The sequence below is a fragment of the Neisseria chenwenguii genome (genome assembly GCF_002216145.1).
GTDB lineage: Bacteria > Pseudomonadota > Gammaproteobacteria > Burkholderiales > Neisseriaceae > Neisseria > Neisseria chenwenguii.
This window is the reverse complement of record NZ_CP022278.1, coordinates 1,698,697-1,714,343: the sequence shown is the minus strand read 5'-3', so window position 1 is coordinate 1,714,343 and position 15,647 is coordinate 1,698,697. Positions and strand designations below refer to the sequence as shown.

Genomic DNA, 15,647 nt, shown 5'->3' with positions numbered 1-15,647 from the left:
TCTGAAAACCGCATTCTGCATGGAAAACAGTTTTCAGACGGCCTGACTTAAAATAAATTAAAATATAGTGAAATAAAATAAGAAAGATACAAGGCGGCAAGGCGCGGACAGTACGGGTAGTGCGGGACAGATGAACTTGGCGCTTCGGCGCCTTAGTGAATCGTCCTCTTTGAGCCCGGCCGCAGCCAACGAAGTGGATTTTTTATTTTAATTCACTATACTTTTCAGACGGCCTCAACGAAACCAGCCCCTGACCCGTCCCAAACCGCCGAAACTCACGCTCGCTTCCGCATGTGCCTGCGCTTTCGGTTTAGCGCGGTAGGCCACGCCGATGCCCGCTTCCAAAAGCATGGGAATGTCGTTGGCGCCGTCGCCCACTGCCAAAACCTGCTGCGGCTGCAAACCCAGCATATCGCGGGTTTCGACCAGCAAATCCGCTTTGGCCTGCGCATCGATCACGCCGCCGATGAGCCGTCCGGTCAGTTTGCCGTCTGAAATTTCCAAAACATTGGCGCGTTGGTATTCAAAGCCCAGCCGCCGCTGCAAACGCTCGGTGAAAAAGGTAAATCCGCCCGACACCAGCATAAACTTCACGCCGTGGCGTTTGCACTCTTCCAGCAGAAATTCCGCGCCGGCTGAAAGCTGCAAAACGTCGTCGTAAACCTGCTGCAAAACCGCTTCGTCCAAGCCTTCGAGCAGGGCGACGCGGCGGCGCAGCGATTGTTCGAAATCCAATTCCCCGCGCATGGCCTGTTCGGTAATTTCCGCCACCTGCGCTTTCAGGCCGACGCCGGCGGCGATTTCGTCCACGCATTCGATGGTAATCAGCGTGGAATCCATATCGCTGACAATCAGTCCCAAATCGGCAAACGCCATATCGGGCAAAACGGCGGCGTCGATTTCGCGGCGGCTGCATTCGGCTTTCAGGCCGTCTGAAAAAACAAAATCATCGGGAACGGCGATACGCAGGCTGTTGCCGCATTCTACCGGCGCGGGCAGATTCAGCGGCGCGAGAAAGCCCAAACCGCAGGCGGAAAAATCGGAATGCTGAAGCACGAGGACGTTTGGCATGGCGGAAACCCTGCGTTTGAAAACACGGATTATAACGCGAAGCGGGCGGCAAAAGGCCGTCTGAAATTTCGATTACGTCCCGGTAACTGAATTTCAGACGGCCTTTCCCAAGCTGCGGCAACGGCGGATTTATCTGCCCCGCACCTTATCCGCTGTTTTGAGCAGGTTTCCCGTTTTGCCCTGTTTGGCGGTTTTCGAAGGCCAATCCGCTTTCCCTCCCGCCTTGTGCATCACAGCTTCGAGCATGCCTTTGGTGTGGGCGTAAATCGTTCGGTCGCTCAACTTACCCGCATGTTCGCCCCAAACGGCATAGGCCGCGCCCTGAATTTTGGCAGGATCGGCGGTATTCTTGAAATTATATCTGTCCCATACGCCCAAGTGCCAGTTTTTGCGTACGTCGCGGGTGGCGTAGTCGATGTCTTCGGAAAAAGCGAGATTCTGTTTGGGCACAAAATAGAGGTAGTAGGAATTGTAGTTCCAGACCTTAAATCCGCGTTTGACCAAATCAGGCAGGCTTGCGCGCATGGCGCGGCGGCGCCGGCGTTCGGTTTTGCTTTGCGGATCGCCGTCGTAGCTCCAGTAGGTGATTTCGATGTTTTTGTTCCAATCGCCGAGATTGGACTTCATCATGCCATCGTTCCACATCTGCGTTTTCAGCCCCTTTTTCTCTAAAAACGCGGCCATATCGTTGGCGTAGCGCACAAATTCGTGATTGCTCTCGGCGCTGTAGCCGAATTCGTCGCCGCCGATGTGGAAACGCCTGCCGTATGGGAATTTGGCGGCGATTTCGCCCATCATTGCTTTGACAAAGGCGACGCTCTCGGGCTTGGTGATGTTGATTTCGTCGTCTTCTTGGGCGGAACGCAATTCGCGCGCATACGTTTTGCCTTTGTATTCGGCCAACAGGTCAAATACGCCTTTGATGTGCCTTGGACCGCCAAATTCGGGAATTAATTCAATGTTTTTCTGTTTGGCGTGCTCTACCACATCCTTAAGTTGCTCGTCGCTCCAAAACGGGCGTTTGGTCAGGGGATTGGTGTAGATGCCGTCTGAAAATACCGCATCTTTCGCCCGCTGGTTGAGCACGGCGCTTTCCAATGCGTAATTTTCGTTGTCGGAAAAATGCAGGTGGACAAACTTACCGCCCGATTGCGCCACAGTGTCGATGTATTGTTTGACGACCTGCGGCGAGTAGTAATGGCGGGCGATGTCGAGCATCAGGCCGTTGCGTTTGTTGGCGTAAGCGGCCGATCGGATTTGGGTTTCAGACGGCTCAGACTCCGCATGAACGTGCGGGCTGTCGCAGGCGCAGATAAATGCAAAACCGGCACAAGCCGTCAGATTAAATAAAAATTTCCGAATACCCGGCTGGGCGGGAGAATGCTGGTTCATCATTATTATTCTTTCTCTTTACTAACTAATCAATCCTCATAATCAGGCAAAAAACAATTTTTGTCGAAGCCGACATTTTATTTGCCGACATTTTATTTTAAATGCGCACAAAAAAACGGCCGTTGTTACCAAACGGCCATTTTTTCGGAAAACTGGTGCCCAGGGTCGGACTCGAACCGACACGCCTTTCGGCGGGGGATTTTGAGTCCCCTGCGTCTACCAATTTCGCCACCTGGGCAGGTGATGAAGCTGCTATTATAGCGGTATCGGAAAACTTGTAAAGCGTTTTTTGCCGTTTCGCGCCGCGCAAAATCCAGCGTGTTGATTCTTCGGCGATATTTGTTTGATGCGGCGGGGTAAAGTCAAACTTTCCGCGCTTTTTGCCGCTACGCCCTACATTTAATCGTATAAACGGGTTAAGATATAAAATACGCCATCTTTGCCGCATTCATCGAAAAGGACTACTGCCATGCAAACCGCCAAACACCTGATGCTCGGTGCCGCCGCCCTCGCACTGTTGGCCGCCTGCCAACCCAAAGACAAAGCCGCGCCCGCCGCGTCTGCACCAGCCTCCGCTACGCAAACATCTGCTTCTGCCGCCAAACCTGCGGCGAAAAGCAATGTGAAGAGCGTCGATATGCGCAAGGAAGACATCGGCGGCGATTTCGCCATGACCGACGGTGACGGCAAAGAATTCAAATTAAGCAATATGAAAGGCAAAGTCGTGATTTTGTCGTTCGGCTACACCCACTGCCCCGACGTCTGCCCGACCGAGCTGCTGACCCAGGCCGATACGCTCAAACAGCTCGGCGATAAAGCGAAAGACGTGAAAGTCGTGTTTGCCAGCGTCGATCCCGAGCGCGACACGCCCGAACTGGTCGGCAAATACGTCAAGCAGTTCAACCCCGACTTCATCGGCTTGAGCGTAACCGAAGGCCAGAGTCTGCCTGTGATCAAGCAGCAATACCGCGTCGTTTCCGCCAAAATCAACGCCGACAAAGACCCGAAAAACTATCTGGTCGATCACACCGCCGGTTCGTATGTTATTGATAAAGACGGCGAAGTCGCCTTCTTCGAACCCTACGGCAGCGCCCCCGAAAACATCGCCGCCGACATCAAAACCCTGCTGTAAACCCCATGCCGTCTGAAAACCGAATCCACGTTTTCAGACGGCCTTTGTTTAATGAAAACAACGCCATATCATGAACGACAACGCCCTTACCATCGCCCTTTCCAAAGGCCGTATTTTTGAAGAAACCCTGCCGCTTTTAGCCGCCGCAGGGATTGTGCCGTCTGAAAATCCCGAAAAATCGCGCAAGCTGATTATCGGCACCAACCACGAAAACATCCGCCTCGTCATCATGCGCGCCACCGACGTGCCGACCTACGTCCAATACGGCGCGGCGGATTTCGGCATCGCCGGCAAAGACGTTTTGATCGAACACGGCGGCGACGGCCTGTATCAGCCGCTCGATCTGCAGATTGCCAAATGCCGCATGACGGTTGCCGTACGCAAAGGATTCGACTACCCGCGCGCCTCACAGCCCGGCAGCCGCCTGCGCATCGCCACCAAATATCCCGGCATCGCTGCCGAACATTTCGCCGCCAAAGGCGTTCATGTGGACATCATCAAACTCTACGGTTCGATGGAACTCGCCCCGCTGGTCGGCCTTTCCGACGCCATCGTCGATTTGGTTTCCACCGGCAACACCCTCAAAGCCAACGACCTCGAAGCCGTCGAACACATCGCCGACATTTCCAGCCGCCTCGTCGTCAACAAAGCCGCGCTGAAAACCAAATACGCCCTGCTTGACCCCATTATTCAGGCGTTTGCCGGCGTCGTGAACAAAGAGGCCGTCTGAAAAACGGCTTAAACATTTAAAACGACAAACCTTTTTCAGACGGCCTGTTCCACCGCAAAAGCCGTCCGAAAACACCAAACACACACAGGAAACCCCCGCATGAGCCTTCCCCCGACCGACAAAAAACTCGCCGTCCTCATCGACGCCGACAACGCATCCGCCGACATCATCGAACGCCTGCTGGCCGAAGTCGCCAAATACGGCATCGCCAGCGTCAAACGCATTTACGGCGACTGGAGCCACGGCCTCTCCAAATGGAAGGCCGCCCTCCTGCCGCACGCCATCATCCCCGTCCAACAATTCGCCTACACCAAAGGCAAAAACGCCACCGACATGGCGCTGGTCATCGACGCCATGGATTTGCTCTACAGCGGCAACTTCGACGGCTTCTGCATCGTTTCCAGCGACAGCGACTTCACCCGCCTCGTCAGCCGCCTGCGCGAAAGCGGCCTCACCGTTTACGGCTTCGGCGAAAAGAAAACCCCCGAAGCCTTCCGCAAAGCCTGCGACAAATTCATCTACACCGAAATCTTCCGCCCCGAAAAACACAGCGACAAAAATAAAAACAACGCCAAACCCAAACCCGCCGAAACCGAAACCGCGCCCGAAACCGACGTCGCCACCCTCATCAAACGCGCCGTGCGCGAAAACGCCGACGATTTGGGCTGGGCAAATTTAGGCCCCATCGGCAGCTACATCAATAAAACCAACCCCGATTTCGACCCGCGCCTGTACGGTTTCGCCAAACTTTCCGAACTCATCAAATCCTTCGATATTTTCGAACACCGCACCGACAACAACCAGCTCCAAGTGCGCCGCAACGACAAAAACGTTAGGCCGTCTGAAAAAGAAAGCAAGCCCGCTGATGCCGTAGTTCAAGCCGAACCCGCCGTTCAGACGGCCTCGGGCGACAACAAACCGCAAAACGGCGCAGCCGACGGCAAACCCGCAGGCCGCAACCGCAAACGTGCGGAACGCCAACCCGACACCGCAACGGCGGCGCAGGCTGAACAGAACAGGCCGTCTGAAAACGGACAAAACGGCTTGCAGCCGGATGCCAAACCCACAGCCCGGCCCATACAGCCAGAAACCGCAACCGCACCTGCCGACAAAGCCGCCAAAACCAAAAACGGCAAACCCAAATTCAGCCGCGTGATTCCGCTCGTGCAGCAGGCCGTCGATGCCGCAGCCGATGCCGACGGCTGGGCGCGCCTGAGCGACGTTCTAAAACAGCTTGCCGCACAAATCAACCCGCACGACTACGGCTACGACACCGACCGCGCCCTGGTGCACGCCATTTACAGCGACTGGCTGGAAATCAAGAAAGTCGGACGCGGCGAGCGGGTAAAAGTGAACAAGCGGTTTGTGAGTAAGGATTGACACCAACGGAAATTTCAGACGGCCTTCCAATATCCGAAGTCCGTTCCCCCGAACGAAAGACTGCGAAACATGCAAAGTAAATCCACGCTCGATACCATTTTTTCCCACCGTTCCATCCGCAAATTCACGTCCCGACCCATATCGGAAGAAATGCTCGACACGCTGGTTCGCGCAGGGCAGCAGGCTTCGACTTCGAACAATCTGCAATGTGTTTCCGTTATCCGCGTATCCGACCGAGCTTTGCGACAAGGCATACACGAAGCGGCAGGCAGTGCACCCTATATCGTTGATTGTGCGGAATTTCTGCTTTTCTGCATCGACTTTTCCAAACACCGGCAAATCTGCCCCGAAGCGCAACTCGACTGGACTGAAGTTACCCTGATTGGCGCGGTGGACGCTGGCATTATGGTGCAGAACGTTTTGCTGGCCGCCGAATCTCTGGGCTTGGGCGGCGTGTATATCGGCGCGTTGCGCAATGATGCGCAGAAGGTGTCGGATGTATTGAACCTGCCTGATTACTGCGTGCCGCTGGTCGGTCTGTGCTTGGGTTATCCCGATCAAGACCCGCCGTTTAAACCGCGCCTGCCCAAAGAGCTGGTTTATGCCGAAAACGTCTGTCCTTTATTGGATGACGGCGCGGCAGAGAGCTACAATCAGGCGGTAGCGGCGTATTACAAAGTGCGCAAAGGCAAATCCGTGCCGTGGAAACAGTCGCTGGCCAAAACGCTGGCCAATCCCGTGCGTCCGCATATGGCGGGCTTTTTACATAAAAAGGGATTTTTGAAAAGATGACTTTCAGACGGCATCAATGCATACCGAAGACCCTCTGAAAAATGTTTTACAAAACCGCAGAAGAGACCGAACCCATGAAATTCCTCGACACCCGTTCTCCCGATTTCCAAGCCGAACTCGAAGCGCTGTTGGCGTTTGAAACGGCGCAAGACCCGAAAATCGACCAAATCGTTGCCGACATCTGCGCCGACGTGCAAAAGCGCGGCGATGCGGCGGTCGTCGAATACACCAACCGTTTCGACGGCACGTCGGCGCAGTCGTTTGCGGATCTGACCTTGAGTCAGGACGATTTGAAAGCGGCATTTGCGCGCATTCCCGCCGATATTCAGACGGCCTTGAAAACGTCCGCCGCGCGCGTGGAAAGCTACCACCGCCGCCAAAAGCTGGAATCGTGGACTTACGAAGACGAAGACGGCACGCTTCTGGGCCAGCAGATTACGCCGCTTGACCGCGTAGGGATTTATGTGCCCGGCGGCAAGGCGGCTTATCCGAGTTCGGTCATTATGAACGCGATGCCGGCGCACGTTGCGGGCGTGAAGGAAATCATCATGGTCGTGCCCACGCCCAAAGGCGAGCGCAACGATATTGTGCTGGCGGCGGCATTTGTCGCGGGCGTGACCAAAGTGTTCACCATCGGCGGCGCGCAGGCGGTGGCGGCGCTGGCCTACGGCACGGAAAGTGTGCCGCAGGTCGATAAAATCACGGGGCCGGGCAACGCGTTTGTCGCCGCCGCCAAACGCCGCGTATTCGGCGTGGTCGGCATCGACATGGTGGCGGGGCCGTCTGAAATTCTCGTTATCGCCGACGGCACCACGCCCGCCGAATGGGTGGCGATGGATTTGTTCAGCCAGGCCGAACACGACGAAATCGCGCAAGCCATCTTAATCGCCACTTCGCAGGCGTATCTCGACGAGGTGAAAGCCGCGCAGGAAAAACTCATCGCCGAAATGCCGCGCCGCGCCATCATCGAAGCCAGCTTGGGCAACCGCGGTGCGATGATTTTGGCCAAAGATTTGGACGAAGCCTGCGAAACCGCCAACTACATCTGCCCCGAACACCTTGAATTGTCGGTAGAAAATCCGCAGGAATGGGCGAAAAAAATCCGCCACGCCGGCGCGATTTTCATGGGCCGCTACACCAGCGAAAGCCTCGGCGACTACTGCGCAGGGCCCAACCACGTTCTGCCCACCAGCCGCACCGCCCGTTTCTCGTCGCCGCTGGGCACTTACGACTTCCAAAAGCGCAGCAGCCTGATACAGGTATCCGAAGCAGGCGCGCAAAAGCTGGGCAAAACCGCCAGCGTGTTGGCGCACGGCGAAAGCCTGACCGCCCACGCGCGCGCGGCGGAATTTCGGTTGAAGAAATAAGGGGTTGATACTTCTGCAAAAAACGAATCAAACCCGCAAATGCGTAAACGTCATTCCCGCGCAGGCGGGAATCCGGAAGGTTAAATCCAGACAACTGCTTGTTTTAAAAACATTACCCCACCCAAACTTCTGGACTCCCGCCTGCGCGGGAATGACGGATTGAGCATTTCAGACGGTCTTTAAACAATATTTGTGTTTTGTACAAAGTTCCCGGCCTGAGTGTTTTACAAAACGATAAGGCCGTCTGAAACCCCAACCGCCAACCCTGTTCCTCAAAAAAGGCCGTCTGAAAACATGACCACCGCCCTCTTCCTCCTCCTGCTCGGCGCGTTGCAGCAATATCTGCAACGCCCGCCGTCGTTTGTCTGGGCGGTGGGCTACACGGCCTTGCTGATTTTGGCCGGCTGGTATTTCTTCAAAGACGGATCGCCGCTGCTCGACGCCGCGCTCGGCTTTTACGCATGGGGCTATTTTCTTACCCTGCGCCGCACCGGTTGGACAAACAAACCGAAATGGGTGGCGGTTTATCTGCTCGGTGCGCTGGTACCGACGGTGTTTATTTATATTTATCTGTTTGGTTCATAGAAGGAAAGAGGCCGAGACTTTTGCAAAAATCAGAAGCATCCGCCTACTAAAGGCCGTCTGAATACTTTGGCGGCAGGTGTGCTTAGCCGAACCGCTACACTCAACAAACAGCTTTTCAGACGGCCTAACCCCTTCCGAAATCTCCACCTGCCGGCACAAATTGTCAACAAAAACGCCGCCGAATTTTGCTACAATACCCACCCGATCCGCACGAAAGTTCATCATGAAAATTGCTGTTGTCGATTACGGCATGGGCAACCTGCATTCCGTTTTAAAATCCGTACAGGCCGCGCAGAAGCTCTCGGGAGCGGCGGCGGAAATCTTTCTGACCGACCGCGCCGAAGAAGTGTTTGCCGCCGACAAAATCATCTTCCCCGGCCAGGGCGCGATGCCCGACTGCATGGGCGCGCTGCAAAAAAGCGGTTTGGGCGAAGCGGTTTCAGACGGCCTGAAAAACAAACCGTTTTTCGGCATCTGCGTGGGCGCGCAATTATTGTTCGACCACAGCGAAGAAGGCGGTACTGCGGGCTTGGGCTGGTTTGCCGGCGACGTCAAACGCTTCCCTGCGGGCATCGGCGACGGCAGCGGCGGCCGTCTGAAAGTGCCGCACATGGGCTGGAACACCGTCCGCCAAACGCGCTCCCACCCGCTCTTTAAAGACATCGCCGACAACACGCGCTTTTACTTCGTCCACAGCTACTACTTCGCGCCCGCCGACCCCGAAATCGTGTTGGGCACGAGCGAATACCCCGATGAATTTGCCTGCATCGTCGGCAGAGACAATGTGTTTGCCACCCAATTCCACACCGAAAAAAGCCACGACGGCGGGCTTTTGCTGTTGCGGAATTTTTTGGATTGGCAGGTTTGAACACGGATTTTTAAAACAGAGTTTTCAGACGGCCTGAGGCCTTATAAAAAAAGCAGATTAAACCCGAAAATGTGTGAACGTCATTCCCGCCTGCGCGGGAATGACGGATTCGGCGTTTCAGACGGTCTTTAAACAGTCGTTGGAATTTTTGCAAAAGTCCCGCTTTTAAATCAAACCGCCGTTGCAGGTTGGGCTTCAGTTCGGCAGGTTCTACCCTTAAGGCCGTCTGAAAAACAAACTTCACGCAACAGTTTCAAATAAAATTATCCATTTTCCATACGCAAATCTGCTAAAAACTGCTAACTTGTGTAAAATAACCGCCGATGCGAAACATCGGCATTTTTCAGACGGCCGCGAGCCAATCCGCCGTCAGACCGTCTGAAAACCCACCGGAGACCCCTCATGCTGCTTATCCCCGCCATCGACTTAAAAGACGGCCAATGCGTCCGTCTCAAACAGGGACTGATGCAAGAAGCCACCGTTTTTTCCGACAAACCCGCCGACACCGCCGCCCACTGGTTCAAACAGGGCGCGCGCCGTCTGCATCTGGTCGATTTAAACGGCGCGTTTGCCGGCGAGCCGAAAAATTTCCCCGCGATTAAAGAAATCCTCGCCGAGGTCGCCGCCCACATTCCCGTGCAGCTCGGCGGCGGCATCCGCGATTTGGCGACCGTCGAAAAATACCTCGAATTGGGGCTGAGCGACGTGATTATCGGCACGGCAGCGGTGAAAAACCCCGACTTCGTGCGCCAAGCCTGCAAAGAATTTGCCGGCCACATCATCGTCGGTCTCGACGCCAAAGACGGCATGGCCGCCATCGACGGCTGGGCAACCGTTACCGACCACCATGTTACCGACCTTGCCCGACGCTTTGAAGACGACGGCGTCAACAGCATCATCTACACCGACATCGGCCGCGACGGCATGATGGGCGGCGTCAACATCGAGGCCACGGTCAAACTCGCCGAAGCCGTGAAAATCCCCGTCATCGCTTCCGGCGGCCTGACCAACCTCGACGACATCCGCGCCCTCTGCGCCGTCGAAAAAAGCGGCGTGACCGGAGCGATTACCGGCCGCGCGATTTACGAGGGCAGCATCGACTTCGCCGAAGCGCAAAAACTGGCCGATTCGCTGGCTTGAGGCGGTTCGGGATAACAGGCCGTCTGAAAATATAAAACCGCCGCAAAATGCGTTTGATTGATTTTGTTGGCGGAACTTGGTCGGGTTCAAAGAAATTTCAGACAGCCTCAAACCGCATTATTTTTGAAGGCCGTCTGAAAAATTCCGAAACCCGTATGCTGGGCCCGGTTGGCGGGCTTGTCGAACCATTAGCCCAACATCTTACAAAATCAGGTCAGAACTTCGCCGGGCTGAAGCCCGGCCTACAACCGAAGTCCGCCCTTCCGCGGGAAGGCAAAAACGACCAAACAAAAAGGCCGTCTGAAAACCCAACTCCCAACCTTTCAGACGGCCTCAAAAAACAAAAAACTTTTCCACATTACCAAACATAGAAAGGGATTTTACTCACCATGTTGGCAGCTTTTATTTTAGGATTCTGGATCATCTGGTCGTCCGGCCGCGACATTTACGCCATCAGCGAGAGCCTGTGGTTTACCGTGCTCATCGCCATTGTCAACGCTCTGGTCATGTTCCAAATGCCTGTTATCGACAACAAATGGCTGGCCGGTTACGGTATTTTGTGGGTCTATACCGCCCTCGTCTTTTTCCTCGTCGACCGCTTCAGCTCGAGCTTCGCCGCCACCGCGCTGATGGCCGTTGCCGCCGCGGCAGGCTATTTTTTCCTCAACGACAGTCTGCCCCAGCTGGTTTCCGCCGTTTTCACCAAAGTTTAATTCCGCAGCGGCTTTGCCCTGCTTGAAAGAAAGAATCTCTATGGCACTGGCAAAACGCATCATCCCCTGCCTCGACGTGGACAACGGCCGTGTCGTCAAAGGCGTCAACTTCCTCGGCCTGCGCGACGCTGGCAATCCCGTCGATGTCGCCAAACGTTACAACGACGAAGGCGCAGACGAGCTGGCTTTTCTCGACATTACCGCCTCCTCCGACAACCGCGACACCATTCTCCACATCATCGAAGGCGTCGCCGCGCAGGTTTTCATCCCCCTGACCGTCGGCGGCGGCGTGCGCTCCGTCGCCGACGTGCGCCGACTGCTCAACGCGGGCGCCGACAAAGCCAGCATCAACACCGCCGCCGTGACCAATCCCGATTTGGTCAACGAAGCCAGCGGATTTTTCGGTTCGCAGGCCATCGTCGTCGCCATCGACGCCAAAGCCGTCAACCCCGAAAACACCCGTTGGGAAATCTTCACCCACGGCGGCCGCAAACCGACCGGCCTCGACGCCGTCGCATGGGCAGTCGAAATGCAGAACCGCGGCGCCGGCGAAATCCTCCTCACCAGTATGGACAGGGACGGCACCAAACAAGGCTTCAACCTGCCGCTGACCCGTGCCATCAGCGAAGCCGTCGATATTCCCGTCATCGCCTCCGGCGGCGTGGGCAACATCCAGCACCTCATCGACGGCATCAAAGAAGGCAAAGCCGACGCCGTTTTGGCCGCCAGTATTTTCCACTTCGGCGAAATCGGCATCCACGAAGCCAAACTCGCCATGCAGGAAGCAGGGATTGAAATCAGGCTGTGAGTTTTCAGACGGCATGGGCAGCTTTATTGTTATCAAACCGCTGCCTGCCAACGTTCACAATCCGGACGTTGCAAAAATCAAAAAGCCGCCTGAAACTTTCACAGACGTTATTCCCGCGCAGGTGGGAATCGACGGTTAAAAACAGGCAATACATTGTTTTTAAATAAGTTTCAAAAGATCAAACGTAGATTCCCGCCTGCGCGGGAACGACGTCCATAACTATTTCAGACAGCCGTTTTTTATTTCCACAAAATTCTCATACCGTCTGAATTTTTTTAATTTCAGACGGCCTCTAACAAAGGATTCCGAACATGGCCCCCGAAGCCCTGCTCCAAGCCGTTAAATTTGACGAAAAAGGTTTGGTCTGCGCCGTTGCGCAGGATTGGAAAACCCGCCGCGTGCTGATGTTGGCGTGGATGAATGCCGAAGCGCTGCAACAGACCGCCGCAACGGGTTTTGCCCATTATTACAGCCGTTCGCGCCAAAAGCAGTGGATGAAGGGCGAAGAATCGGGACACACGCAGAAAGTGCACGAACTGCGCCTCGACTGCGACGGCGATGCGGTGGTGATGCTGATCGAACAAAACGGCGGCATCGCCTGCCACACCGGGCGCGAAAGCTGTTTCTACAAGGTTTGGGACGGCAGCGCGTGGCAGACGGCGGACGCGGTATTGAAAGACGAAACGGAAATTTACAGGCATAAGCATCCGTAAACCGCCGTTTTCCGGCCATGCCGTCTGAAATGTTTTACAGATTTTCAGACGGCATCCTGTTCCAACCCAATGAAAGCCCTCTCATGACCGACACCGTTTTCACACAAATCCAAAACACCATCGACTCCCGCAAAGGCGGCAATCCCGACGAATCCTACGTCGCCCAACTCCTGCATAAAGGGCAGGACAAAATTCTGAAAAAAGTCATCGAAGAAGCCGGCGAAGTGCTGATGGCCTCGAAAGACGGCGACCGCGAACACCTGATTTACGAAACCGCCGACCTGTGGTTTCACAGCATGGTTCTGCTCGCCCACCACGGCCTGCGCGTGGAAGACGTTGCCGCCGAGCTGGCGCGCCGTCAGGGTTTGTCAGGGTTGGCGGAAAAAGCCGCCCGTACGGCAGAGTAGTGAACTATAAATAAAAAATCTACTGCGTTGGCTGCGGCCGGGCTCAAAGAGGACGATTCACTAAAGCGCTGAAGCGCCAAGTTCATCTCCTGTACTGTCTGCACCTTGCCGCCTCGTATCTTTCTTATTTTATTTCACTATAAAACGCCGCCTGCCCGCCGGGTTGGTTTTCTGCCTGATTCGCTATACAATTCCGAAAATATTCAATCAGGCCGTCTGAATGGTTCTATCCTGTTCACCAGCCTTATTCAGACGGCCTTACGGAGCAAAACCATGACCGACTGCATTTTCTGCAAAATCGCCGCCAAAGACATTCCGTCCGACACGGTTTACGAAGACGGCGAAATGCTGTGTTTCAAAGACATCCGCCCCGCCGCACCCGTGCATCTGCTGCTTATTCCCAAAGCTCACTTCGATTCGCTCGCCCACGCCAAGGCCGAACATGAAGCGCTGTTGGGCAAAATGATGCTGAAAGTGCCGCAGATTGCCGAAGCCGCGGGTTTGACCAACGGTTTCAAAACCGTCATCAACACAGGCAAAGGTGGTGGTCAGGAAGTGTTCCACCTGCATATCCACATCATGGGCACACCCTCCTAACATTCTGAATTTTCTCAATTAAAATCAAAGGAAACATCATGGGCAGCTTTTCTATCTGGCATTGGCTGATTGTTTTGGTCATTGTCGTTTTGGTGTTCGGCACCAAAAAACTGCGCAACGTCGGCAAAGACTTGGGCGGCGCGGTACACGACTTTAAAGAAGGTCTGAACGAAGGTACCGACAATACCTCGAAAAAAGAAGAAGTTATCGAACACAAAAAAGACGAAGACAAAGCCTGATTTATGTTTGATTTCGGTTTGAGCGAGCTTCTGCTCGTCGGCGTTGTCGCCTTAATCGTGCTGGGGCCCGAGCGCCTGCCTGCCGTGGCACGCACGGCGGGGCGGCTTGTCGGCAAAATGCAGCGGCTGGTCGCCAACGTCAAGCAGGAGTTGAGCGCGCAGGTCGAGTTGGACGAATTGCGCAAGGCCAAGCAGGAATTTGAAGCCGCCGCCACGCAGTTTAAAAACGAAATCAAAGACGTCGGCAGCGAGGCGCAAAACAATCTGAACCAGATTTCAGACGGCCTCAAACCGTGGGAACGCCTGCCCGAACAGCGCACGCCCGCCGATTTCGGTGTAGACGCACAAGGCAATCCGCTGCCGCAGGGCGAAATGCCGTCTGATACTTTGCTCGACGAAAACGGCCAGCCCGTCGCCCCGCCTGCCGCCGAAACTGCCGAAGATTCCGAATCCGCACAAAACAAGGCTTGGCGCGATTATCTGACCGCCGCTTCGATGCCGTCTGAAAGCCCGCAGGTCGAATATCTCGAAACCGCGCCGTCGGTCGGCCTGCTGCACACGGCTTCGCTGCGCAAGCAGGCGATGCAGCGCAAACGCGATATGCGCCCGAAATTCCAAGCCAAACCGAAACTGCGCGTCCGTAAAAAGTGAGCCTACGGTGTCTGAAACCCAACCCACCCAGCCTTTAATCGAGCACCTGCTCGAACTGCGCCGCCGACTGATGTGGATCCTCGGCGGCCTCGTTGTCTGCTTTCTCGCGCTGATGCCTTTCGCGCAGCAACTCTATTCCTTTACCGCCGCACCGCTGATGTCGTCGCTGCCGAAAGACACCAGCATGATTGCCACCGATGTGATTGCGCCGTTTTTCGTACCTGTCAAAGTCACGCTGATGGCGGCCTTCCTGATTTCGCTGCCGCACACGCTCTATCAGGTTTGGGCGTTTGTCGCGCCCGCGCTCTACCGCCACGAAAAACGGCTGGTCTTCCCGCTGGTCGTTTCCAGCTTTTTGCTGTTTTTCGTCGGCATGGCGTTCGCCTATTTCTTGGTTTTTCCGATTATTTTCAAATTCTTGGCCGGCGTTACGCCCACGGGCGTCAACATGGCGACCGACATCGACAAATACCTGTCGTTTATTTTGGGCATGTTTGTCGCTTTCGGCACGACGTTTGAAGTACCCGTCGTCGTCATTTTGCTCGCCCGAATGGGTGTGGTCACGGCCGAACAGCTCAAAGTCGCGCGGCCTTATGTGATTGTCGGCGCATTTATCGTCGCCGCCGTCATCACCCCGCCCGACGTACTTTCCCAGCTCCTGCTCGCCGTACCGCTGGTTTTGCTTTACGAAGCGGGGATTTGGTTCAGCCGCTTTATCAAACCTGTCGAACGGGAAGACGAAACGGAAAACGATACGCCGCCCCCGCCTGCGAAGGTTGGGTGAGGCCGTCTGAAAGCCAAGAAGACCAAGAACTTTGCAAAAAAGCTGAAAATCTTGAGAAGCGCTTGCAGGGGTGGGTTTTATACCCGCCCGTAAGCCTTTAAATTACTGAAAAAACTTAATATTTCAGAATTATTGGAGTTCGGACGGGTATAAAACCCGCCCCTGCAAACTGGCGTTTCTTATTTTTGCAAAACGCTCAGGCCGTCTGAAAATTTTACCGCACCATGAAACTTTTCAGACGGCCTCACCCTCTATACATCTTGTTCGCAAACACTTTT

The 15,647-nt window shown here is 55.0% G+C and carries 19 protein-coding genes and 1 tRNA gene; 17 read left to right on the top strand and 3 right to left on the bottom strand.

What is annotated here, in order from left to right; translation table 11 throughout:
* Positions 1 to 234 precede the first annotated feature (234 nt).
* The 3 genes from serB to BG910_RS08430 form a co-directional block, all read right to left on the bottom strand.
* On the bottom strand, positions 235 to 1,071 hold the full coding sequence (gene serB / locus BG910_RS08440) for a phosphoserine phosphatase SerB (protein WP_089036454.1): 837 nt from the start codon (positions 1,069 to 1,071) through the stop codon (positions 235 to 237).
* Between the two features lie 129 nt (positions 1,072 to 1,200).
* Positions 1,201 to 2,466 (bottom strand): family 20 glycosylhydrolase, encoded by a 1,266-nt coding sequence (locus tag BG910_RS08435; protein ID WP_198344777.1) that lies wholly within the window; start codon positions 2,464 to 2,466, stop codon positions 1,201 to 1,203.
* Positions 2,467 to 2,616: 150 nt separating this feature from the next.
* Positions 2,617 to 2,701, bottom strand: a tRNA-Leu gene (locus BG910_RS08430).
* A 231-nt stretch (positions 2,702 to 2,932) separates the two neighbouring features.
* Here BG910_RS08430 and BG910_RS08425 point away from each other — a divergent pair.
* From BG910_RS08425 to tatC, 17 genes are all read left to right on the top strand, one after another.
* Entirely contained in the window at positions 2,933 to 3,595 is a 663-nt protein-coding gene (locus BG910_RS08425) for an SCO family protein (RefSeq protein ID WP_232462183.1), read from the top strand.
* 70 nt (positions 3,596 to 3,665) lie between these two features.
* Positions 3,666 to 4,325 carry an ATP phosphoribosyltransferase gene (gene hisG / locus BG910_RS08420; protein WP_089036453.1) on the top strand — a complete coding sequence of 220 codons (660 nt, stop codon included), beginning with the start codon at positions 3,666 to 3,668 and terminating at the stop codon, positions 4,323 to 4,325.
* 99 nt (positions 4,326 to 4,424) lie between these two features.
* Positions 4,425 to 5,705 carry an NYN domain-containing protein gene (locus BG910_RS08415; protein ID WP_089036452.1) on the top strand — a complete coding sequence of 427 codons (1,281 nt, stop codon included), beginning with the start codon at positions 4,425 to 4,427 and terminating at the stop codon, positions 5,703 to 5,705.
* A 69-nt stretch (positions 5,706 to 5,774) separates the two neighbouring features.
* Positions 5,775 to 6,497 carry an oxygen-insensitive NADPH nitroreductase gene (gene nfsA, locus BG910_RS08410; RefSeq protein ID WP_089036451.1) on the top strand — a complete coding sequence of 241 codons (723 nt, stop codon included), beginning with the start codon at positions 5,775 to 5,777 and terminating at the stop codon, positions 6,495 to 6,497.
* Positions 6,498 to 6,571: 74 nt separating this feature from the next.
* The gene (gene hisD / locus BG910_RS08405) at positions 6,572 to 7,864 is read left to right on the top strand and encodes a histidinol dehydrogenase (RefSeq protein WP_089037202.1); all 1,293 of its coding nucleotides are present in this window, start codon (positions 6,572 to 6,574) and stop codon (positions 7,862 to 7,864) included.
* Positions 7,865 to 8,158: 294 nt separating this feature from the next.
* The gene (locus BG910_RS08400; protein WP_089036450.1) at positions 8,159 to 8,449 is read left to right on the top strand and encodes a hypothetical protein; all 291 of its coding nucleotides are present in this window, start codon (positions 8,159 to 8,161) and stop codon (positions 8,447 to 8,449) included.
* Positions 8,450 to 8,672: 223 nt separating this feature from the next.
* Complete coding sequence (hisH, locus tag BG910_RS08390) at positions 8,673 to 9,317, top strand: imidazole glycerol phosphate synthase subunit HisH (RefSeq protein ID WP_089036448.1); 645 nt, start codon at positions 8,673 to 8,675, stop codon at positions 9,315 to 9,317.
* A 402-nt stretch (positions 9,318 to 9,719) separates the two neighbouring features.
* Positions 9,720 to 10,457: a 1-(5-phosphoribosyl)-5-[(5-phosphoribosylamino)methylideneamino]imidazole-4-carboxamide isomerase gene (hisA, locus tag BG910_RS08385; protein ID WP_089036447.1), complete on the top strand. Its 738-nt coding sequence runs from the start codon at positions 9,720 to 9,722 to the stop codon at positions 10,455 to 10,457.
* 47 nt (positions 10,458 to 10,504) lie between these two features.
* A complete protein-coding gene (locus BG910_RS08380; RefSeq protein WP_089036446.1) occupies positions 10,505 to 10,828 on the top strand; it encodes a hypothetical protein in 324 nt (107 codons plus the stop codon).
* Positions 10,829 to 10,846: 18 nt separating this feature from the next.
* A complete protein-coding gene (locus BG910_RS08375) occupies positions 10,847 to 11,170 on the top strand; it encodes a hypothetical protein (RefSeq protein WP_089036445.1) in 324 nt (107 codons plus the stop codon).
* A gap of 40 nt (positions 11,171 to 11,210) precedes the next feature.
* A complete protein-coding gene (gene hisF, locus BG910_RS08370; protein ID WP_089036444.1) occupies positions 11,211 to 11,978 on the top strand; it encodes an imidazole glycerol phosphate synthase subunit HisF in 768 nt (255 codons plus the stop codon).
* A 311-nt stretch (positions 11,979 to 12,289) separates the two neighbouring features.
* Positions 12,290 to 12,691: a phosphoribosyl-AMP cyclohydrolase gene (gene hisI, locus BG910_RS08365; protein WP_089036443.1), complete on the top strand. Its 402-nt coding sequence runs from the start codon at positions 12,290 to 12,292 to the stop codon at positions 12,689 to 12,691.
* Between the two features lie 83 nt (positions 12,692 to 12,774).
* Positions 12,775 to 13,098, top strand: coding sequence for a phosphoribosyl-ATP diphosphatase (locus BG910_RS08360; protein WP_089037201.1), 324 nt, complete (start codon positions 12,775 to 12,777; stop codon positions 13,096 to 13,098).
* A 273-nt stretch (positions 13,099 to 13,371) separates the two neighbouring features.
* On the top strand, positions 13,372 to 13,695 hold the full coding sequence (locus BG910_RS08355) for a histidine triad nucleotide-binding protein (protein ID WP_089036442.1): 324 nt from the start codon (positions 13,372 to 13,374) through the stop codon (positions 13,693 to 13,695).
* Between the two features lie 38 nt (positions 13,696 to 13,733).
* Entirely contained in the window at positions 13,734 to 13,934 is a 201-nt protein-coding gene (gene tatA / locus BG910_RS08350; protein ID WP_089036441.1) for a Sec-independent protein translocase subunit TatA, read from the top strand.
* A gap of 3 nt (positions 13,935 to 13,937) precedes the next feature.
* Entirely contained in the window at positions 13,938 to 14,585 is a 648-nt protein-coding gene (gene tatB / locus BG910_RS08345) for a Sec-independent protein translocase protein TatB (protein ID WP_089036440.1), read from the top strand.
* Between the two features lie 7 nt (positions 14,586 to 14,592).
* Positions 14,593 to 15,369: a twin-arginine translocase subunit TatC gene (tatC, locus tag BG910_RS08340; protein WP_089036439.1), complete on the top strand. Its 777-nt coding sequence runs from the start codon at positions 14,593 to 14,595 to the stop codon at positions 15,367 to 15,369.
* Positions 15,370 to 15,647: the final 278 nt, after the last annotated feature.